Below are 16,981 nucleotides of genomic sequence, written 5' to 3' on the forward strand. Positions count from 1 at the left end.
TACAGGGAGCGTGTAAATGGCCATGAGGACGGTGCTGCTGGCAATGCTGCTGAGCGTTGCCCCGTGGGCGGCGGCTGCCGAAAGTGTGCCGAAGCAGATCCACCTGGTCAGCGAAGAGTGGCTCGACTACACCAACGCCGACGGTACCGGGGTGGCCTGGGACGTGCTGCGCAAGGTGTTCGAGCCGGCGGGGGTCAAGGTGGTGACCCAGAGCGCGCCTTACAGCCGTGCGATCGGGCTGGTCAAGCGTGGCGAGGCTGACGCCTGGGTAGGCTCGTACAAGGACGAGAACGACGACAACCTGTACCCGCGCTGGCACTTCGACATGGACCACATCTACGCCCTGGGGCTGGTCAGCAAGCCTGTGCCTACCCAGCAGACCATAGGCCATTACCGCCTGGCCTGGGTGCGTGGCTACGACTTCGGCAGCTACCTGCCCAATGTGCATGACTTTCGCGAAGTCCAGCGCCGCGAAGGCATTTTGCCGATGCTCGAGCATGACCGCGTGGACTACTACATCGATGCGCTGACCGAGGTCGACTACGTGCTCGGCCAGACCTCCCACCCCGAGCGTTTCCGCCGCACCCATGTGGCCGAGCTGCCGCTGTACCTGGCCTTTGCCCGCAACGACCAGGCCAAGGCCCTGCGCGACCTGTTCGACAAGCGCATGGCCGAGCTGGTGCGCAGTGGCGAGCTGAAGCCGATCTTCGAGCACTGGCAGCAGCCGTATCCGTTCAGCCCGAATAGCAAACCGCATTGAGGCGCAGAGCACCAAGGCCTGTGCGGTCCCTGTGGGAGCGGGTTTACCCGCGAACACCGGCGAAGCCGGTGCCAGGCACCGCGTTACCTTCTTCGCGGGTAAACCCGCTCCCACAGAAGCCCGCGTAGGGGGCAGGGTTGATCGATGGCCTAATAAGCATCGAACTTTTCGATCTTAAGCCACGGTATTCAGCCAGCCCACATCCCCCAACCTGCTGATACAATCGGCCCACGAGAAATTTTCAACTTATTCCAGGAGCACAACGTGCCCGTCGTCTTTGTTGCCGCCTCTAAACTCCCGACTCCCTTCGCGACCTTCACCATGCATGGCTTCCTCGACGAAGCCACTGGCCGTGAGCACGTGGTGCTCAGCCTGGGTGACATCGCGGACGGCCAGCCGGTGCTGGGGCGCCTGCACTCGGAGTGCCTGACCGGCGATGCCCTGTTCAGCCAGCGCTGCGATTGCGGCTCGCAGCTGGAAGCCGCGCTGCAGGCCATCGCCCGTGAAGGCCGTGGCGTGCTGCTGTACCTGCGCCAGGAAGGCCGTGGCATCGGCCTGCTGAACAAGATTCGCGCCTACGAGCTGCAGGATGGTGGCGCCGATACCGTCGAGGCCAACGAGCGCCTGGGCTTTGCCGCCGACCAGCGCGACTACGCCATGTGCCTGCCGATGCTGGAGCACCTGGGCGTGAAGTCGCTGCGTCTGATGACCAACAACCCGCGCAAGGTCAAAGCCCTGACCGACATGAACATCGTCGTCGCCGAGCGCGTACCGCTGCACACCGGGCACAACCCGCACAACCGCTACTACCTGGCAACCAAGGCCGGCAAGCTGGGCCACATGCTGGGTAACGAGCACCAGGGCGAGGTGCCTCAGGCGTGACCCGCGCCGAGGTCAAGCGGCGCCTGGCGCTGGCCTGGTGGCAGTACCTGGCGGTGGGCCTGGTGCCGCTGCCAGTGATGGCCTGGGCCTTCGGTGGCGGTGATGCGCTGGCCTCGGTGCTGGCCATGCCACTGTTCATTGCTGGCGCGGCGACCATGTTCCTCAGCCTGCCGCGCTTCGGTGCCTACAAGCGCGCCCTCATCGCTACGTCCAAGGTGCTCGGCACTGGCGAAGAGCCTGCCGCCTGGATCGAGCTGGCGCGGGTGCGGCGCCTGGCCATGCTGTATGCCTGCTTCCCGGCCTGGGTCGCCGCCTTGTCGGTGCTGGTCGGCCTCGAGGCGGTGCCGCAGATCCTGCTGGCGTTGTCCACCGCAGTAGTGCTGTACCTCTATCGCATTCCACGCCAGCTCGGCTGATGCGCCTGCTGCCCGGCCTGCTGGCGCTGTTCGCCTGTTCCGCACTGGCCGCCGAACCCCTGCGGGTGGTCAGCCTGGCCCCGTCGATGAGCGAGATCATGCTCGAACTGCAGGCCGATGACCTGCTGGTAGGTGTGCTCGACGGTGGCGAACGGCCGGCGGCGCTGCGCGAGCTGCCCTCGGTGGGGCGCCAGGGGCAACTGGACCTCGAACGCTTGCTCAGCCTTCGCCCCGACCTGTTGCTGCTGTGGCCGGGCAGCGTGTCGCCGGCCCAACGTGGCCAGCTCAAGCGCCTGGGCATCGCAACGTACAGCGCAGAACCCCATGACATCGACCAGCTGATCGAGCAGATCGAAGCCATAGCCGAACGTATCGGCCGTGCCGAACAGGGCCATCGGTATGCCCAGGCCCTGCGTGACCGGCTGCGGCAGCTGCGCCAGCAGTATCGACGGGACGAGCCCCTGCAGGTGTTCTACCAGGTCTGGGACCGACCGCTGTATACGCTCGGTGGCCGGCAGGTGGTCAGCGATGCCCTGGCCGTTTGCGGCGCGCGTAATGTCTTCGCCGATCTCACCCAGCCGGCGCCGCAGGTAAATGTGGAGTCTGTGCTGCTGCGCAACCCGCAGGTCATTCTGGCGGGTGATGAGGCGCAGCTGGAGAGTTGGAAGGCCTGGCCGCAACTGCGCGCGGTTGCCGATGATCGTTTACTGGTGGTGCCAGACAAAGGCCTGGAGCGGCCTAGTGGGCAGATGATCGAAGCTACGGCGCGCTTGTGTGCGCTGCTCGAGGCTAACGCGCCAGTATCCAAGTGAGCTTTTGCGAGGGCTGCGCCCTCGATCGCGACGCAAGGCCGCTCCTACAAATAACTGCGCGGTCCCTGTAGGAGCGGCCTTGTGTCGCGATGGGCCGCAAAGCGGCCCCAAAAAATCAAAGCCCGAGCCTGGCCATGCGGGCCTTCACCGAAGCCCCGATCCCGGCCGCATCAAGCCCACACTCAGCCAGCATCTGCGCAGGCTTGGCATGCTCGACATAGATGTCCGGCAACCCCAGGTGCAGCAGCGGTTTCACGATCGCCTGGCTGGCCAGGAACTCACCCACAGCCGCACCGGCACCGCCCATGATGGCGTTTTCTTCGATGGTCACCAGCAGCTCATGGTTTGCGGCCAGTTCCAGCACCAGTGCCTCGTCCAGCGGTTTGACGAAGCGCATGTCGACCACGGTAGCGTTGATCTGCTCAGCCACCTGCATGGCCTCGGCCAGTTGCACGCCGAACACCAGCAAGGCGACTTTCTCGCCCTGGCGACGGACCACGCCCTTGCCGATTTCCAGCGGTTCCAGGTCACCACTGATCGGCGCGTTCGGGCCGGTGCCACGCGGGTAGCGCACAGCCGCCGGGCCGTTGTACAGGTGGCCGGTGCTGAGCATCTTGCGCAGCTCGTTCTCGTCGCTTGGGGTCATCACCAGCATGCCCGGGATGCAGCGCAGGTACGACAGGTCGTAGCTGCCCGCATGGGTCGGGCCGTCTTCGCCGACCAGGCCGGCGCGGTCGATGGCGAACAGCACGTCGAGGTTCTGTACCGCCACGTCGTGGATCAGCTGGTCGTAGGCGCGCTGCAGGAAGGTAGAGTAGATCGCCACCACCGGCTTGCTGCCCTCGCAGGCCATGCCGGCCGCCAGGGTCACGGCATGCTGCTCGGCGATCGCCACGTCGAAGTAACGCTCCGGGTAGCGCTCGCTGAAGTCGACCAGGTCGGAGCCTTCCTTCATCGCCGGGGTAATGCCCACCAGGCGGTTGTCGGCGGCAGCCATGTCGCACAGCCACTGGCCGAACACTGCGGAGTATTTCGGGCCGCTGGCTTTCTTCGGTGCGGCGGGTTTGTCGGCCGGCTCCAGCTTGGTGATGGCGTGGTAGCCGATCGGGTCGATCTCGGCCGGGGCGAAGCCCTTGCCCTTCTTGGTCACCACGTGCAGGAACTGCGGGCCCTTGAGGTCACGCATGTTGCGCAGTGTGGCAATCATGGTCGGCAGGTCGTGGCCGTCGATCGGGCCGATGTAGTTCCAGCCCAGTTCTTCGAACAGCGTGCCCGGCACCAGCATGCCTTTGGCGTACTCCTCGGTGCGGCGGGCGATTTCCCAGGCGCCCGGCAGGCGCGACAGCACTTTCTTGCTGCCTTCGCGCATGCTCGCGTAGGTGCGGCTGGAGAGGATCTTGGCCAGGTAGTTGGACAGGCCGCCGACATTGCGCGAAATCGACATGTCGTTGTCGTTGAGGATCACCAGCATGTCGGCGTTGACTTCCTGGGCGTGGTTCAACGCCTCGAAGGCCATGCCGGCGGTCAGCGCGCCGTCGCCGATCACCGCGATCGACTTGCGGTTGCTGTTCTGCAGGCGGGCGGCAATGGCCATGCCCAGTGCGGCGCTGATCGAGGTGCTGGAGTGGCCGACGCCGAAGGTGTCGTACTCGCTCTCGCTGCGGCGCGGGAAGGCGGCGATGCCGTCCTTCTGGCGCAGGCTGAGCATGCGGTTACGGCGCCCGGTGAGGATCTTGTGCGGGTAGGCCTGGTGGCCCACGTCCCACACCAGCCGGTCGTCGGGGGTGTCGAAGACGTAGTGCAGGGCGATGGTCAGCTCGATGACACCCAGGCCGGCACCAAAATGCCCACCGGTCTGACCCACGGTGTAGAGCAGTTCCTGGCGCAGTTCGTCGGCCAGGGTCTCCAGGTCGGCTTCGGCCAGCCGGCGCAGGCCGGCAGGCGTGTCAGCGCGGTCGAGCAACGGCGTGACCGGGCGTTCGCGGGGGATCTCTTGAAACGTCGTGGGCATCAGGCGAGTCGTTATAGGTGTGTGAAGACGCGGCAGTTTACCCCATTGTAGGAAATACTGCCCATTCAACCACGGGTTACGCGGCCCCTGTGGGAGCGGGTTCACCCGCGAATGCGGCGGTAGACTCAACATCGCATTCGCGGGTAAACCCGCTCCTACAGGGATTGGTGTCGTTGCTTAATTGCGGCGTTCGACGATGTAACGCGCCAACGCCCGCAGCGGCTCGGCCTTGTCGTCGAACCCACTCAGTGCGACCAGCGCCTGGTCGCGCAGTTCGATCGCATAGGCCTTGGCCGCTTCCAGGCCCAGCAGTGCCGGGTAGGTCGGTTTGTCACGGGCGATATCGGCCCCCTGGCGTTTGCCCAGGGTGGCGGTATCGCTTTCCACGTCGAGGATGTCGTCCTGCACCTGGAACGCCAGGCCGATGGCCTGTGCATAGGTCTGCAGGGCATCCAGTTGCGCCTGTTCGGCGCGGGCGCTGGCCAGGGCGCCGAGGCGCACGCTGGCTTCGATCAGCGCACCGGTCTTGTGCCGGTGCATGAACTCCAGGGCCTGCTGGTCCAGCTTCAGGCCAACCGAGCCCAGGTCGATGGCCTGGCCACCGACCATGCCTGCCGGGCCGGCAGCCTTGGCCAGGGCCTGGACCATGGCCAGGCGAATGCTGTCGGCCTGCGGGCTCAGGCGCGGGTCGAGCAGGGCGCTGAAGGCCAGGCTCTGCAAACCGTCGCCGGCGAGGATCGCGCAGGCTTCATCGAAGGCTTTGTGGGTGGTCGGCTGGCCGCGGCGCAGGTCGTCGTCATCCATGGCCGGCAGGTCGTCATGCACCAGCGAGTACGCGTGGATCAGTTCCACCGCACAGGCTGCGCCGTTGGCCTGTTCGGCCGGGGCGCCCAAGGCTTCGCAGGCCGCATAGGCCAGCAGCGGACGAACGCGTTTGCCACCGTTCATCACGCTGTAGCGCATGGCGGCGTAAAGGCGTTCGAGTTCCTTGGTCGGGGCGACGAACAACGGTTCGAGGGCGGCGTCGACCCGCGCCTGGCAGCTGGCCTGGTAGGTGCCGATCATGCTTCCGGCTCCGCGTCGAAGGGCTGTGCTGCCAGTTCGCCATCGCGTTCCAGCAGGATCTGCACCTTCTGTTCGGCCTGGGCCAGGGCGCCCTGGCAATCGCGGGTCAGGGCGATGCCTTGCTCGAAGGCGGCCAGCGACTCTTCCAGCGACAACTCGCCGTTCTCCAGGCGCTCGACCAGTGCTTGCAGGTCTGCGAGGGATTGCTCGAAATCGAGGGAGGCTTTTTTGCGGGCCATGGCGACTGTCTCGGTGGCATTCAGAACGGCGCGACACTAGCAGAGCGGGGCGGGGGGAGCAAACTTCCGGCAACCTGAGGTTGGACTTGCCGGCCTCTTCGCGGGTAAACCCGCTCCCACAGGTACTGCACCGGTTCCGAGTCTGCGCGGTCCCTGTGGGAGCGGGTTTACCCGCGAATGGGCCGCAAAGCGGCCCCGTGCGGTGGATCAGGCTGGCTCTGCTTGCAGCTCCAGCATGGCCTCACGGTACCGCGCCAGTTCCTCGATGGTCAGCACCGGCAGATTGTATTGCCGCGCATACACCGCCACCTGTTCGCCACGGGCCATCGTGCCATCGGGGTTCATCAGTTCGCACAGCACTGCCGCCGGGCGCAACCCAGCCAGGCGTGCCAGGTCCACCGAGCCTTCGGTGTGGCCACGGCGGGTCAGCACCCCGCCATTGCGGGCGCGCAGCGGGAACACATGCCCCGGGCTGACGATATGGCGCTGGTCCGCGGTGGAGCGCAGTGCCGCGCCAATGGTGGTGATGCGGTCCTGGGCGGACACCCCGGTGGTGATGCCTTCCGCCGCCTCGATGGTGACGGTGAAGCCGGTGCCATGGCGGGCCTGGTTGTTCTGTACCATGGGTGCCAGTTGCAGTTCGTCGACGGTGGCCTCGTCCAGGCACAGGCAGACGATGCCGCTGCAATCGCGAATCATCATGGCCATGGTCTGCAGCGAGATGTTCTCGGCGGCGGCGATGATGTCCGCTTCGTCCTCGCGGTCGTCGTCGTCGAGCAGCAGCACAGGGCGCCCGGCCTGGAAGGCGGCGATGGCGGCGCTGACATTGGGGAATTGCGGGTGGTGCTTGGTGGACATGAAACGCTCCTCGTGAATGATCGATGAACGTCTCGGGGCGAACAAAATGCGCGCGCAGGGGCGCCCGGATGGCCCCTGCCTGACGCCTTCTTTCATCCGGACTATGACCGTCGGCTCTGGAGTCTCACCAGATCTGCTGACCCCCGGCATGGCCGGGGCGCTCGCGGGCTCATCTTTCGATTTACCGCCGGTGGGGACTTTCACCCCGCCCTGAAGACCCGCCAAGCATACAGCACATTGCCACCTCGCTGGCAACCCACGGCTCTACGACCTTTGGCGGTACCGCTTGCCCATGGTGCTTTGGCTTATCAGGGTAGCCTAGGTCAGTATCGCGGTTTCTTCCTCAGCCGGCCTGAGTTTAATAGAGATCATTGGCATTTATCAGATCAATTATCAAACACTCAAGTAGGTCACTGAGCCATTTCACTTCGATGACTTCCTTGTTGCTCAGGCCAATGATCCTGTCAAGGCGCTCTCCGTGAGCGGATTTGTTTCTAACGAAGTAAGCATACTTGATGCAGAGGATGGCAATGACTTCCTGGCTTTTCGATAAGCCTGCCTTGAGGTGTTTTTCTATATGTGCCTCTACGGCGCCGATGTGCTGGGCTTTGGTGAGCGAATCCTTACGGTAAGACAAAGTCTCTTTGAATACTTGCATGAGTCTTGCGTCTGTGTACCTCAGTACGAAATCTTTGAATGCGCCTGCCTTGCCGTCATGTTCGTAATCGTTGAGGATCAACTGCCTCCAGCGGAGTTTTTGGCGTAGTTCATCTGCTGTTATGTCTCCCAGCAAGGTTCTCGAGCTTTCCGACGCTCGGGCATGATCTAGGAGAAGTGATCTGGTCGTCTGTTGACATTCGAAATCAGTGCTTTTCCTGGCGATAGTCCGATAAAGAGCATTGAATGACTTCCACAGGGAGTCAAACCGGTCATAAATGTCATGTTTGGTTTTCGAACGAGTCAGGTGAGATACAGCCTTAAGAAGACCTGCACCTTTTTCTGATTCTGCGAGGATGGCTTCAAGTCGATCAATCTTGAAGCCAGAAAGGAATTCGCATGTGAGCTTGGCGTGGCTTTTGAAGTCGGTATCTTCGATCTTCTTTACACCGGCCGGGCGGTCGCGATATTGGGTAGATATGGTTATGGAGGTTAGTTCTGGGATTGTCGTTTTTCTGCAGATGTAGAAGAATATGGCTTTAGTGATCTGCCCATACAGTGCGCTTTGGTAGTTGTTGAATACGCCATTCAAATCTATTTTCGAGGCTCGGGTGCAGTTTATTGAGATTTTTCGGTTTGTGATTACCAGTTGGTCTTGATACGAACCGCCGCCGCTGTAATCGATAAACCCAGAAAAAAGTGTTTCTGGCTTTTCGCTGTTTTTCAGGTCTATCTCAATAAGGTAATGGTATCTTTGACGCATCGTTCATCCATGATTCAGAGAGCACATGAATGAACCGTATCAGTAAATCATGAGTGATGGCTATAGGCCATTTCTGGCGGCAAGGCAGTACTTCGCCCAGGCATCATGGTTTCCCTTCATTTCAATGTGTTCAGATCGTCATCGGCTCAACTGTGACATCCCTTCAATCACCCGCTTCAGCGAAGCCGGTAACATCGGCCCATGCCCCAGCCCGTCAATCCGCTCGAACCGTGCCTGCAACCCCGGCACCTTGGCCAGGTCTGCCACCAGCTCCCGCGCCGCCCGTTCTCCATCTCCTTGCACCGGCATGCGCGGGTTAGCCGGCTCCTCACTCCCGCGCATCAGCAACAATCGAGGCCGGCTGCTACCCAGGCGCTGGTCAAGCCCCTGCGCCTCACGCACGATCGCACCGTCATGCCACCACAGCGAAGGGCTGGCCGCCACATAGTCGCTGAAAGCCCCAGGCCGGGTGAACAGCGCATGCAGCACGGCCAACCCACCGTAGGAATGCCCCCACAACGTCTGCCGCTGCAGGTCGATCGGTGCCACACCCGCCACCAGCGGCCGCATGCGCTCGCTCAGCAGATCGAGGAACTCGTCCACGCCACCGCTCGGTTGCCCGGTCAACGGGTCCAGTTGCGCAGCCGGCCCAGGCAACGCCGGGGTGTAGTCATAGGTACGCCCGACCCGCTCGATCCGCTGATCGGTCTGGTACCCCACGGCCACCAGCAATGGCGCCTGGCCGGCGGCAAGCTTGCCCAGCAGCAGGCTGTCCAGCGCCCCCAGCGCGGCGTTGCCATCGAGCATCCACAGCACCGGGTAACCCGCCGCTGGCGCCGGGCGGTCTGGTTTGCCGATCCACAAGCGGTAATGACGCTGGCCATCGGCCGAGTCCAGGTCGAGCTGGCTGAAGCGGTAGGCCAGGTCCTGGCGCTGCAGCAGCGAGGTATCCATCCTCTGTTGATGCTCGGGCTGCGCCAGGGCGGCAGGGGCCGCAAGGGCCAGTGCCAAAGCCAGCGTCAGGGTCATTTTGCTCATCAGGTGTCTCATCAGGGCTTTGCAAGGAGCGCAAGGCAGAAACGCCAAGATGATAATCAGTCCTGATTGAGCGTAAAGCGCATTAACTTTCTAAACAGTCCCGGGCCATCGGCAAAGTCATGTGCAGGCACAGGCCTGGGTGACCGTTGCTGGCCCACAAGCGACCGCCTTGCAGTTCGATGGCGCGGCGGGCGATGGCCAGGCCCAGGCCGAAGCCCGCGCCGCTGTCGGCCAGCCGCTGGTAGGGCTTGAAGATGCGTTCGAGCTCGGCGTGCGGCACCCCGGGCCCCTGGTCACTCAGGCGCAGGTGCCAGCAGTCGCCCTCCAACCAGCCATCCAGGCTGACCCGGCCCTCGGCCGGCGAGTGGCGGATGGCATTGCGCATCAGGTTCTCCAGGGCTTGGGCCAGGCTGTCCAGGTGGGCTTGCACCACGCAGTCGGGGCCGAGCGAGCAGGGCAGGCGGGCGCGGTCCCAGCCGCTTTCGAAGCAGATGTCCTGGCACAAGGCTTCCCACACCGAAACCATCAATACCGGTTCGGTCGGCAAGCTGGGCTGTTCGGTGTCCATCCAGGCGAGGTCCAGCGTGTCCTCCAGAAGCTTCTGCATGTCGGCGACCTCGCGGTCCAGGCGCCCGCGCAACTGGGCCGGCGGCAAGCCGCTGTCATGGGCGATGCGCAGCCGCGCCAGCGGCGTGCGCAGTTCGTGAGACAGCGTGCGCAGCAACAGGCGCTGCTGCTCCAGGCTCTGGCGCAGGCGCCCGGCCATGTGCTCGAAGGCCTGCGCCAGTTCACCAAGCTCATCGCGCCGCTCCTGCAGGGGCAGGGCCGGGCTGTCGAGGTCGTCGGCACGCAGGGCGTCGGCGCGGTCGCGCAGGCGGTTCAGTGGCACCACAAGGTGGCGGTACAGCGCCAGAACCAGCAGCAGGGCGAGTAGCGTGGGGGCAACGCCATGGGTGATTACATGGGTCCATGGGGTCAGGCCGGTAGGCAACAGGTGTTCGGGCAATTGCATTACCAGGCGACCGTGCTCGGGGTGTCGCGGGAACTCGATGCTGACGTAGGGCAGTTCATCCTGCAGGCGCCGGCTCATCGGCCAGTCGAGCTTGCGCATGAAGGTCAGGTGGCTAGCTTCCTCAGCGCTCAGTGGGGTGCTGCCAAGGCTCTGCAGGTGCGGCCCGACCAGCGCCACCCAAGTGCCCTCGGCCTGTTCCAGTTGCCTGCGCCAGGCCTCGGCACCCTCCGCGCCGCCTTGCTCCCAGGCCTGTTCGGCTTGCTGTGCAAAGCGCGCCAGGTAGTCCTGGTCGGCTTGGGACAGGAAGTAGGTACTGCGCTCCACCGACAGGCCCCAGGTCCAGATCAGCCAGGTCAGCAACAGGCAGAAGCCAACCTGCAGTACGGCCAGTTTCCATAGCAGGGGATGACGGCGCATCAGGCTTTTTCCGTGTCGACCAGGATGTACCCCTGGCCGCGTACGGCCTGGATCTGCAGGTGCTGGGCATCGATGTCGGCCAGCTTGCGGCGCAGGTTGCACACATGCACATCCAGGCCGCGATCCAGGCGGGTGTAGGCCCGGTGCAGCACGGTCTGGTAGAGAAATGGTTTGCTCAAGGCTTCGGCGGGGTGGGCCCGCAGGGTGGCCAGCAAGCGGAATTCGGACGCGGTGAGACCGGCAGCCCTGCCGTTGTGGATAACGTCCTGGCGGTCCTGGTCGAGCATCACCTCGCCGACGTCGGCACGCAGCGCCGTACCACGATCGAACGCCACACGCCGCAGCAATGCATCGACCCGGGCGTCCAGCTCGGCCAGGCTGAAGGGCTTGGGCAGGTAATCGTCCGCGCCCCGGGTAAAGCCACTGATGCGATCCTGCTCGGCCCCCAGCGCCGACATCAGCATGACCGGCACCGCCTGCTGCTGGCGCAACTCGTCGAGCAGGCTGAGGCCGTCGATGCCTGGCAGCATGATATCCAGCAGCACCAGTTCGAACCGTGATTGCTGTATGGCAGCCAGGGCCTGGGCGCCGGTGGCGCATGCGTGCACCCGGAAACCCCGGTTTCGGAAATGGCGTTCCAGGTCCTGACGCAGGCTTGTGTCGTCTTCGGCTAGGAGGAGTGAGGTGGGCACGGCGAGCCTTGAATGAGAATTCGTATCAGTTACGAATCATCCCATTGCCGGCAGGGCGAGGGCAACGCCTGGATGTGTTAAGAAGGTTAATCCTGCTGCACCCCCGATTTCCCTTCGGTATCGTTCGCAAAAAGCAACTTGTTTCGTTTGCGAATTGCTACCATTTGGGGAAAGGGTGTGTCATGAGCAGTTTCAAAAGTTTGGGGGACTCGCGACGGGGTCGGGGCTGGCTGGTGCTGGGGCTGTTGGCGCCGTTTTCGTTGTCGGCACTGGCCGAGACGGTAGCGACTCAGGCGTCTGCCGAGGACAGCGCGCTTGACCTGCCGGCATTGACCATCGAAGGCAACCGCCTGTATGACATGCTGCCGTCGGAAGAAACTGGCGGCTACAGCGTGGATGCCGCCACCGTGGGCACCAAGACCCCCGCAGCGCTCAAGGACATCCCGCAATCGATCACCGTCTACACCCAGGACTACGTCAAGGACCGCCAGTTCGTGCACCTCGATGACCTGGCCAAGTACACCGCCGGCCTGCGCACCCTGACCAACGACAGTGGCCGTTCGTCGATCTACGCCCGTGGCTACGAGTACAGCGAGTTCAATATCGACGGCCTGCCGGCGCCCATGGCCAGCATCTTCGGTACAGTACCGTCGCTGGCGGCATTCGACCGTGTCGAGATCATGCGTGGCCCGGCCGGGCTGTTCAGCAGCACCAGCGAACTGGGCGGCATCGTCAACATGGTGCGCAAGCGCCCGACCGCCGAGTTCCAGGGGCATGTCGAAGGCAGCTATGGCACCTGGGACACCAACCACGAAGAAATCGACCTGAGCGGGCCGCTGGATGATGCCGGCCGCGTGCGCGGGCGCTTCATCGCCTCACGTGACGACACCAATGGCGAGGTCGACTACAACGCCAACACCAGCAACAGCTACTACGGTGCGCTGGACGTCGACCTGGACGACGCCACCACCCTGTCGTTCGGCCTGATTCATGAAGTGAAGAACATCACCCCGCACAATGGCTATCCGGCAACGCTGTCCGGCGAAGTGCCCGACTTCAGCCATTCGAAGTTCCTGGGGGCTGACTGGAATTACTTCGACGGCAAGACCACCGACCTGGTCGCCGAGCTGACCCACCGCTTCGACAACGGCGGCTATGGCCGTGTCGCAGCCCGTGGCTCGCATCGCGACACCAATTACCTGTACGCCTTCACCGCGACGAACGCCATCACTGGCGTGAACTCCGAGCGCGCCAGCGCCCGCGATTTCACCCAGGACACCTACTCGCTGGACGCCAGCTACAGCCAGCCGTTCGAAACCTTCGGCCAGGTCAGCGAATTCGTGGTCGGCAGCGACTACAAGAATTACGACACCGAGTACCTCAACGGCACAACCAACCTGGGCGCCATCAACGTCAATACATACTCGCCCAAGCAGTTCGCCAAGCCATCGCCCAACTACAGCACCGAGACCGGTATGCAGGAAGAGGAATACGGCCTGTACTCCAAGGTCACCTTCCGCCCGGTCGAGCGTCTGGCGCTGATCGCCGGGGGCCGCTTCAGCTGGTATCGCGGTGATTTCTACACCACTACCCTCAGCAGCGGCGCCACCACCAACGACAGCAAGCGCGTGGATGGCCACTTCACCCCGTATGGCGGCCTGGTCTACGACCTGACCGAGAACCATGCGCTGTACGCCAGCTATTCGCAGGTTTTCAAGCCGCAGTCCGACACCGACAGCAATGGCCGGGTGCTCAAGCCGCGTGAGGGCGAGCAGTACGAGTTCGGTCTCAAGAGCAGCTACTTCGGCGGCGACCTGAATACTCGCTTCTCGGTGTTCCGCCTGACGGACAAGAACCGCGCGACCACCGTGTATGACGCCGACGGTGTGGCTACCACTGACTCTGTTGCATCCGGCAAGACCCGTGTGAAAGGCGCCGAAGTGGAAGTGAGCGGCAAGCTGACGCCGAACTGGGAAGTGCTGGCCGGCTACACCTGGATGGAAACCGAAACCCTCAAGGGCGATGCCGAAACCACCTTCTTCATCATGCCGCGCAACCAGGCATCGCTGTGGAGCAAGTACACCATCAGCCAAGGGCCGCTGAACGGCCTGGCCATTGGTGGCGGTATTTCGGCGATGAGTAACTTCTATTCCGAGAACGGCGGTGTGCGCATCGACGCGCCAGGCTATGCGACGGTGGATGCAATGCTGTCTTATCCGGTTACCTCGAAGCTGACGGCCACCTTCAACATCAACAACCTGTTCGACCGGGACTATCTGTCGCGGGTGGGGTCGACCTCGACGTTCAACTTCTACGGGCCGTCGCGGAGCATGATGGTTGGGGCGCGTTATGACTTCTGATAATCAGATTTTTCCCGTTGCGCGTAGGCCATTTCTGAAATAGCTTCCTAGCGCCCTTGAGCCATTGCGGTGGTGCTCCTGGCGGCCTAGTGTGGCCCAGTCGTTGCCAAATCAGCGACCGGGCCTGCAAGCCCGCTCAGAGAACGATTACCGATCACCAATAGCCAATGGCATGCCATTGCGCGCGCTTGATGGTGGCTGCGTACGGGAGGTTTTCGAACCTGCCGGTTTCGTTCTCTGCCGGTCTTGCAGACCTGTACGTGGCCGCCACCCATCACACTGCAAGTAATGAATGGCGGTTCTGGCCAATCAACTGAGAACCTCACCATGCTTAAGATTGTCCCCGATCCACCCCACGATATTCATTCCCTTGAAGACACCCTGATCCAGGCCACGGACTATGCGCTGTGCGCTGCGACCGTTGTGCATCAGGCCATGCTGCTGCAGCCCAAGTCGCCGGCGTCGGCTTTGATGATGACGTCGATGCATGAACTGGAGACGCTGCGGGCTTTGCTGGAGTCGGCATTGATTCAGGTGCAGATGCCCACTGGGGCCAGAACTTTGCACTGAGGCTTGAGTGATGTGTTGTCTGGGCAAGCCCTTTCGCGGGTAAACCCGCTCCCACAGGATCACCACAGTCTTCAAGACTTGCACAGTACCTGTGGGAGCGGGTTCACCCGCGAAAGGGCCCGTCCAGGCAGTCGAGAACTTTCAGGGGATTCAAAAATGACCACAGAAGACACCCAATTCACTGTCGGCAAGACCACGTTCTACCAAGGCGAACATGGCACCCACCCACTGTTCCGCATCGAGCCCGGCATCCCCTGCCGCGATGCCCGAGAGCAGTCTTCGGAGTTGATGGGCTATGTCCGCGAACTGACCATCACCGGCCTGATGGATGAGAAGCCGATGATGATCTGGGCTGCGCACTACCTGAGTGCGATGGCCAAGGCGCTGATGGATGATGCTGAGTTGGGTATGAAGCAGTGAGTGTTTGCCTTCAGGTTGTGTGAAGGCCGCAAGGGGTTCGCCTTGGCAATTGCAGCGCCTATGAGACCGAGCGCCGCCCGCGCGGCGCTCGGTCTCATAGGCGCTGCAAACCTGTCGGTATACACCTGATGGCCCGCTTGATTAGAGTGGCGCCTGGGGTAATACAGGCCAGTCAAGCCTTTCGACAAGCGAGGTGCAGGTGAGCGTTGATATCGAGTGTGTGGTGGTCGGGGCCGGTGTGGTCGGCCTGGCGGTGGCGCGCGCCTTGGCCCAGGCTGGCCATGAAGTGCTGGTGGTGGAGGCGGGAGAGGGCATTGGCGTCGGGGTCAGCTCGCGCAACTCCGAGGTGATCCACGCCGGCCTGTATTACCCCGATGGCAGCCTCAAGGCGCAGCTGTGTGTCGAGGGCAAGCAACGCCTGTATGCCTATTGCGACAGTCGGGGCGTTGAATACCAACGCCTCGGCAAACTGATCGTCGCCACCGATGCGGCCCAGGTCGAAGGCTTGCAGCGCCTGCTGGAGCAGGGCCGGCGCAATGGTGTCGATGACCTGCAATGGCTCGACGCCGACCAGGCGCGTGAGTTGGAGCCGGCGCTGTCATGTGTCGCCGCGCTGTGGTCGCCGTCCACCGGCATCATCGACTCCCACGGTTTGATGCTCGCCCTGCTGGGTGACGCCGAGGCTGCGGGCGCCACCTTGGTACTGCATACCCCACTGCTTGCCGCGCGGGTGATCGAGGCTGGTTTCAACCTGGACATGGGCGGTGCCGAGCCGATGAGCCTGACCTGCCAGCGGCTGGTCAACTGCGCCGGGTTATCGGCAGTTGAAGTCGCTGGGCACATCACCGGCCTCGACCCGGCCCATGTGCCCCAGGCCTATCTATGCAAAGGCAGCTATTTCAGCCTGAGCGGTCGTGCGCCATTTCGGCACCTGGTGTACCCCGCACCGGAACACGCCGGCCTGGGCGTGCACATGACCCTCGACCTGGGCGGCCAGGCGCGCTTCGGCCCGGATGTGGAGTGGGTGGAACATATCGACTACCCGGTAGACCCCCGGCGCGGCGACAGCTTCTATGCCGCCGTACGGCGCTATTGGCCCGACCTGCCCGACGCCAGCCTGCAACCGGCCTACAGCGGCATCCGCCCGAAAATCAGCGGCCCGCAGGACCCGGCGGCGGACTTCGTCATCAGTACGCCCGCCGAGCATGATGTGCCGGGGCTGGTGAACCTGTTTGGCATCGAGTCACCGGGGTTGACCAGTTGCCTGGCATTGGCGGATCGCGTGCTGCATACCCTGCGTGACAACTGAGGGCAGTGCGAAGCTGCCTTCAGTCTTTATGCATGTGCTGCTTGCCATCGCGATGAGTATGGGCCTTTGAATGCCCCTCATCATGCTGGCCTGCGCCCGAGGCCTGCTCACCATGATGGCCAGGCACGTTGCCGCGGTGCTGGCCTTCATGATTGTGCATTTCACTTTCGCCACCACCATGCTGGTGGCCGCCACTGGCCGCGACCATCGTTTTGTATTGTTCTGCGTTCAACTGGGGTAACTGGTCCAGGAAGGCGACGATGCCCCAGATGTATTCATCGCCCATGCTCTTGCCCCAGGCCGGCATGCCAGAGGCCTTGATGCCGTGCTTGATGATCCAGAACGCCGCAGCGGGGTCGCCACCAATCCCGCTTTTGGCCAGGTTGGGGGGCGATGGATACAGAGCCTGGCTGAGCTCCGTCTTCTCGACGCCAGGGGCAAGGTGACAACCGATGCACATGGCGTTGTAGTTACCGGCGCCGGTACCAATCAGCGTTTTATCTTTCAGGTCCGGCACCTCGATGTCCCTGGCCCGTACTGCGATCGAGCGGTCCCGTGCCATGGCCAGAAAGGCATGCACGGCGGGGAAATGGGGATCATCGGCCCCGACGTTGACCAGGCCGGAGTACGCAGCACCCAGCACGGCCACGCTGGCCACCGCGCCTGCTGCAACAAGCGTTGTTATTGTTCTTTTCATGTC

Annotated in this window: 17 protein-coding genes and 1 riboswitch; of the genes, 8 read left to right on the forward strand and 9 right to left on the reverse strand. The window is 63.1% G+C overall.

What is annotated here, in order from left to right:
- The first annotated feature begins 16 nt into the window (after positions 1 to 16).
- From CAG00_RS22765 to CAG00_RS22780, 4 genes are all read left to right on the forward strand, one after another.
- Complete coding sequence (locus tag CAG00_RS22765) at positions 17 to 760, forward strand: ABC transporter substrate-binding protein (protein WP_085665385.1); 744 nt, start codon at positions 17 to 19, stop codon at positions 758 to 760.
- Positions 761 to 1,024: 264 nt separating this feature from the next.
- Positions 1,025 to 1,642 (forward strand): GTP cyclohydrolase II, encoded by a 618-nt coding sequence (gene ribA, locus CAG00_RS22770; protein WP_003260612.1) that lies wholly within the window; start codon positions 1,025 to 1,027, stop codon positions 1,640 to 1,642.
- A complete protein-coding gene (locus tag CAG00_RS22775) occupies positions 1,639 to 2,058 on the forward strand; it encodes an MFS transporter (protein WP_075044459.1) in 420 nt (139 codons plus the stop codon). The genes ribA and CAG00_RS22775 overlap by 4 nt, the downstream gene beginning before the upstream one ends.
- A complete protein-coding gene (locus tag CAG00_RS22780) occupies positions 2,058 to 2,870 on the forward strand; it encodes a cobalamin-binding protein (RefSeq protein WP_085665386.1) in 813 nt (270 codons plus the stop codon). Before CAG00_RS22775 ends, CAG00_RS22780 begins: the two co-directional genes overlap by 1 nt.
- Before the next feature lie 115 nt (positions 2,871 to 2,985).
- Here CAG00_RS22780 and dxs read toward each other — a convergent pair whose 3' ends face one another.
- The 8 genes from dxs to CAG00_RS22820 all read right to left on the reverse strand — a co-directional run bounded on the left by dxs (position 2,986) and on the right by CAG00_RS22820 (position 11,622).
- The gene (dxs, locus tag CAG00_RS22785) at positions 2,986 to 4,881 is read right to left on the reverse strand and encodes a 1-deoxy-D-xylulose-5-phosphate synthase (RefSeq protein WP_085617815.1); all 1,896 of its coding nucleotides are present in this window, start codon (positions 4,879 to 4,881) and stop codon (positions 2,986 to 2,988) included.
- A gap of 177 nt (positions 4,882 to 5,058) precedes the next feature.
- Positions 5,059 to 5,946, reverse strand: coding sequence for a (2E,6E)-farnesyl diphosphate synthase (gene ispA / locus CAG00_RS22790; protein ID WP_085591990.1), 888 nt, complete (start codon positions 5,944 to 5,946; stop codon positions 5,059 to 5,061).
- Positions 5,943 to 6,185, reverse strand: a complete 243-nt coding sequence (locus tag CAG00_RS22795; protein WP_003255380.1) for an exodeoxyribonuclease VII small subunit — start codon at positions 6,183 to 6,185, stop codon at positions 5,943 to 5,945. Before CAG00_RS22795 ends, ispA begins: the two co-directional genes overlap by 4 nt.
- Before the next feature lie 207 nt (positions 6,186 to 6,392).
- On the reverse strand, positions 6,393 to 7,043 hold the full coding sequence (gene ribB, locus CAG00_RS22800; RefSeq protein WP_085665387.1) for a 3,4-dihydroxy-2-butanone-4-phosphate synthase: 651 nt from the start codon (positions 7,041 to 7,043) through the stop codon (positions 6,393 to 6,395).
- Between the two features lie 80 nt (positions 7,044 to 7,123).
- A riboswitch (FMN riboswitch) is annotated at positions 7,124 to 7,265 on the reverse strand.
- Positions 7,266 to 7,401: 136 nt separating this feature from the next.
- Positions 7,402 to 8,463 carry a hypothetical protein gene (locus tag CAG00_RS22805; RefSeq protein ID WP_085665388.1) on the reverse strand — a complete coding sequence of 354 codons (1,062 nt, stop codon included), beginning with the start codon at positions 8,461 to 8,463 and terminating at the stop codon, positions 7,402 to 7,404.
- A gap of 138 nt (positions 8,464 to 8,601) precedes the next feature.
- The gene (locus tag CAG00_RS22810) at positions 8,602 to 9,501 is read right to left on the reverse strand and encodes an alpha/beta hydrolase (RefSeq protein WP_085665389.1); all 900 of its coding nucleotides are present in this window, start codon (positions 9,499 to 9,501) and stop codon (positions 8,602 to 8,604) included.
- 82 nt (positions 9,502 to 9,583) lie between these two features.
- Complete coding sequence (locus CAG00_RS22815; RefSeq protein WP_085665390.1) at positions 9,584 to 10,930, reverse strand: sensor histidine kinase; 1,347 nt, start codon at positions 10,928 to 10,930, stop codon at positions 9,584 to 9,586.
- The gene (locus CAG00_RS22820; RefSeq protein ID WP_085665391.1) at positions 10,930 to 11,622 is read right to left on the reverse strand and encodes a response regulator transcription factor; all 693 of its coding nucleotides are present in this window, start codon (positions 11,620 to 11,622) and stop codon (positions 10,930 to 10,932) included. The genes CAG00_RS22815 and CAG00_RS22820 overlap by 1 nt, the downstream gene beginning before the upstream one ends.
- 182 nt (positions 11,623 to 11,804) lie before the next feature.
- Between CAG00_RS22820 and CAG00_RS22825 the strand changes: the two genes are divergently transcribed.
- From CAG00_RS22825 to CAG00_RS22840, 4 genes are all read left to right on the forward strand, one after another.
- Positions 11,805 to 13,982: a TonB-dependent siderophore receptor gene (locus tag CAG00_RS22825; protein WP_085665392.1), complete on the forward strand. Its 2,178-nt coding sequence runs from the start codon at positions 11,805 to 11,807 to the stop codon at positions 13,980 to 13,982.
- Between the two features lie 327 nt (positions 13,983 to 14,309).
- Complete coding sequence (locus CAG00_RS22830; protein ID WP_085665393.1) at positions 14,310 to 14,552, forward strand: hypothetical protein; 243 nt, start codon at positions 14,310 to 14,312, stop codon at positions 14,550 to 14,552.
- Between the two features lie 156 nt (positions 14,553 to 14,708).
- Complete coding sequence (locus tag CAG00_RS22835; RefSeq protein WP_085617830.1) at positions 14,709 to 14,972, forward strand: DUF3077 domain-containing protein; 264 nt, start codon at positions 14,709 to 14,711, stop codon at positions 14,970 to 14,972.
- Positions 14,973 to 15,171: 199 nt separating this feature from the next.
- Positions 15,172 to 16,281 (forward strand): NAD(P)/FAD-dependent oxidoreductase, encoded by a 1,110-nt coding sequence (locus CAG00_RS22840; protein WP_085665394.1) that lies wholly within the window; start codon positions 15,172 to 15,174, stop codon positions 16,279 to 16,281.
- A 19-nt stretch (positions 16,282 to 16,300) separates the two neighbouring features.
- Here the strand turns inward: CAG00_RS22840 and CAG00_RS22845 are convergent, their stop codons facing one another.
- The gene (locus tag CAG00_RS22845; RefSeq protein WP_085665395.1) at positions 16,301 to 16,978 is read right to left on the reverse strand and encodes a c-type cytochrome; all 678 of its coding nucleotides are present in this window, start codon (positions 16,976 to 16,978) and stop codon (positions 16,301 to 16,303) included.
- Positions 16,979 to 16,981 lie beyond the last annotated feature (3 nt).

The sequence above is a fragment of the Pseudomonas sp. B5(2017) genome, from assembly GCF_002112825.1.
GTDB lineage: Bacteria > Pseudomonadota > Gammaproteobacteria > Pseudomonadales > Pseudomonadaceae > Aquipseudomonas > Aquipseudomonas putida_Z.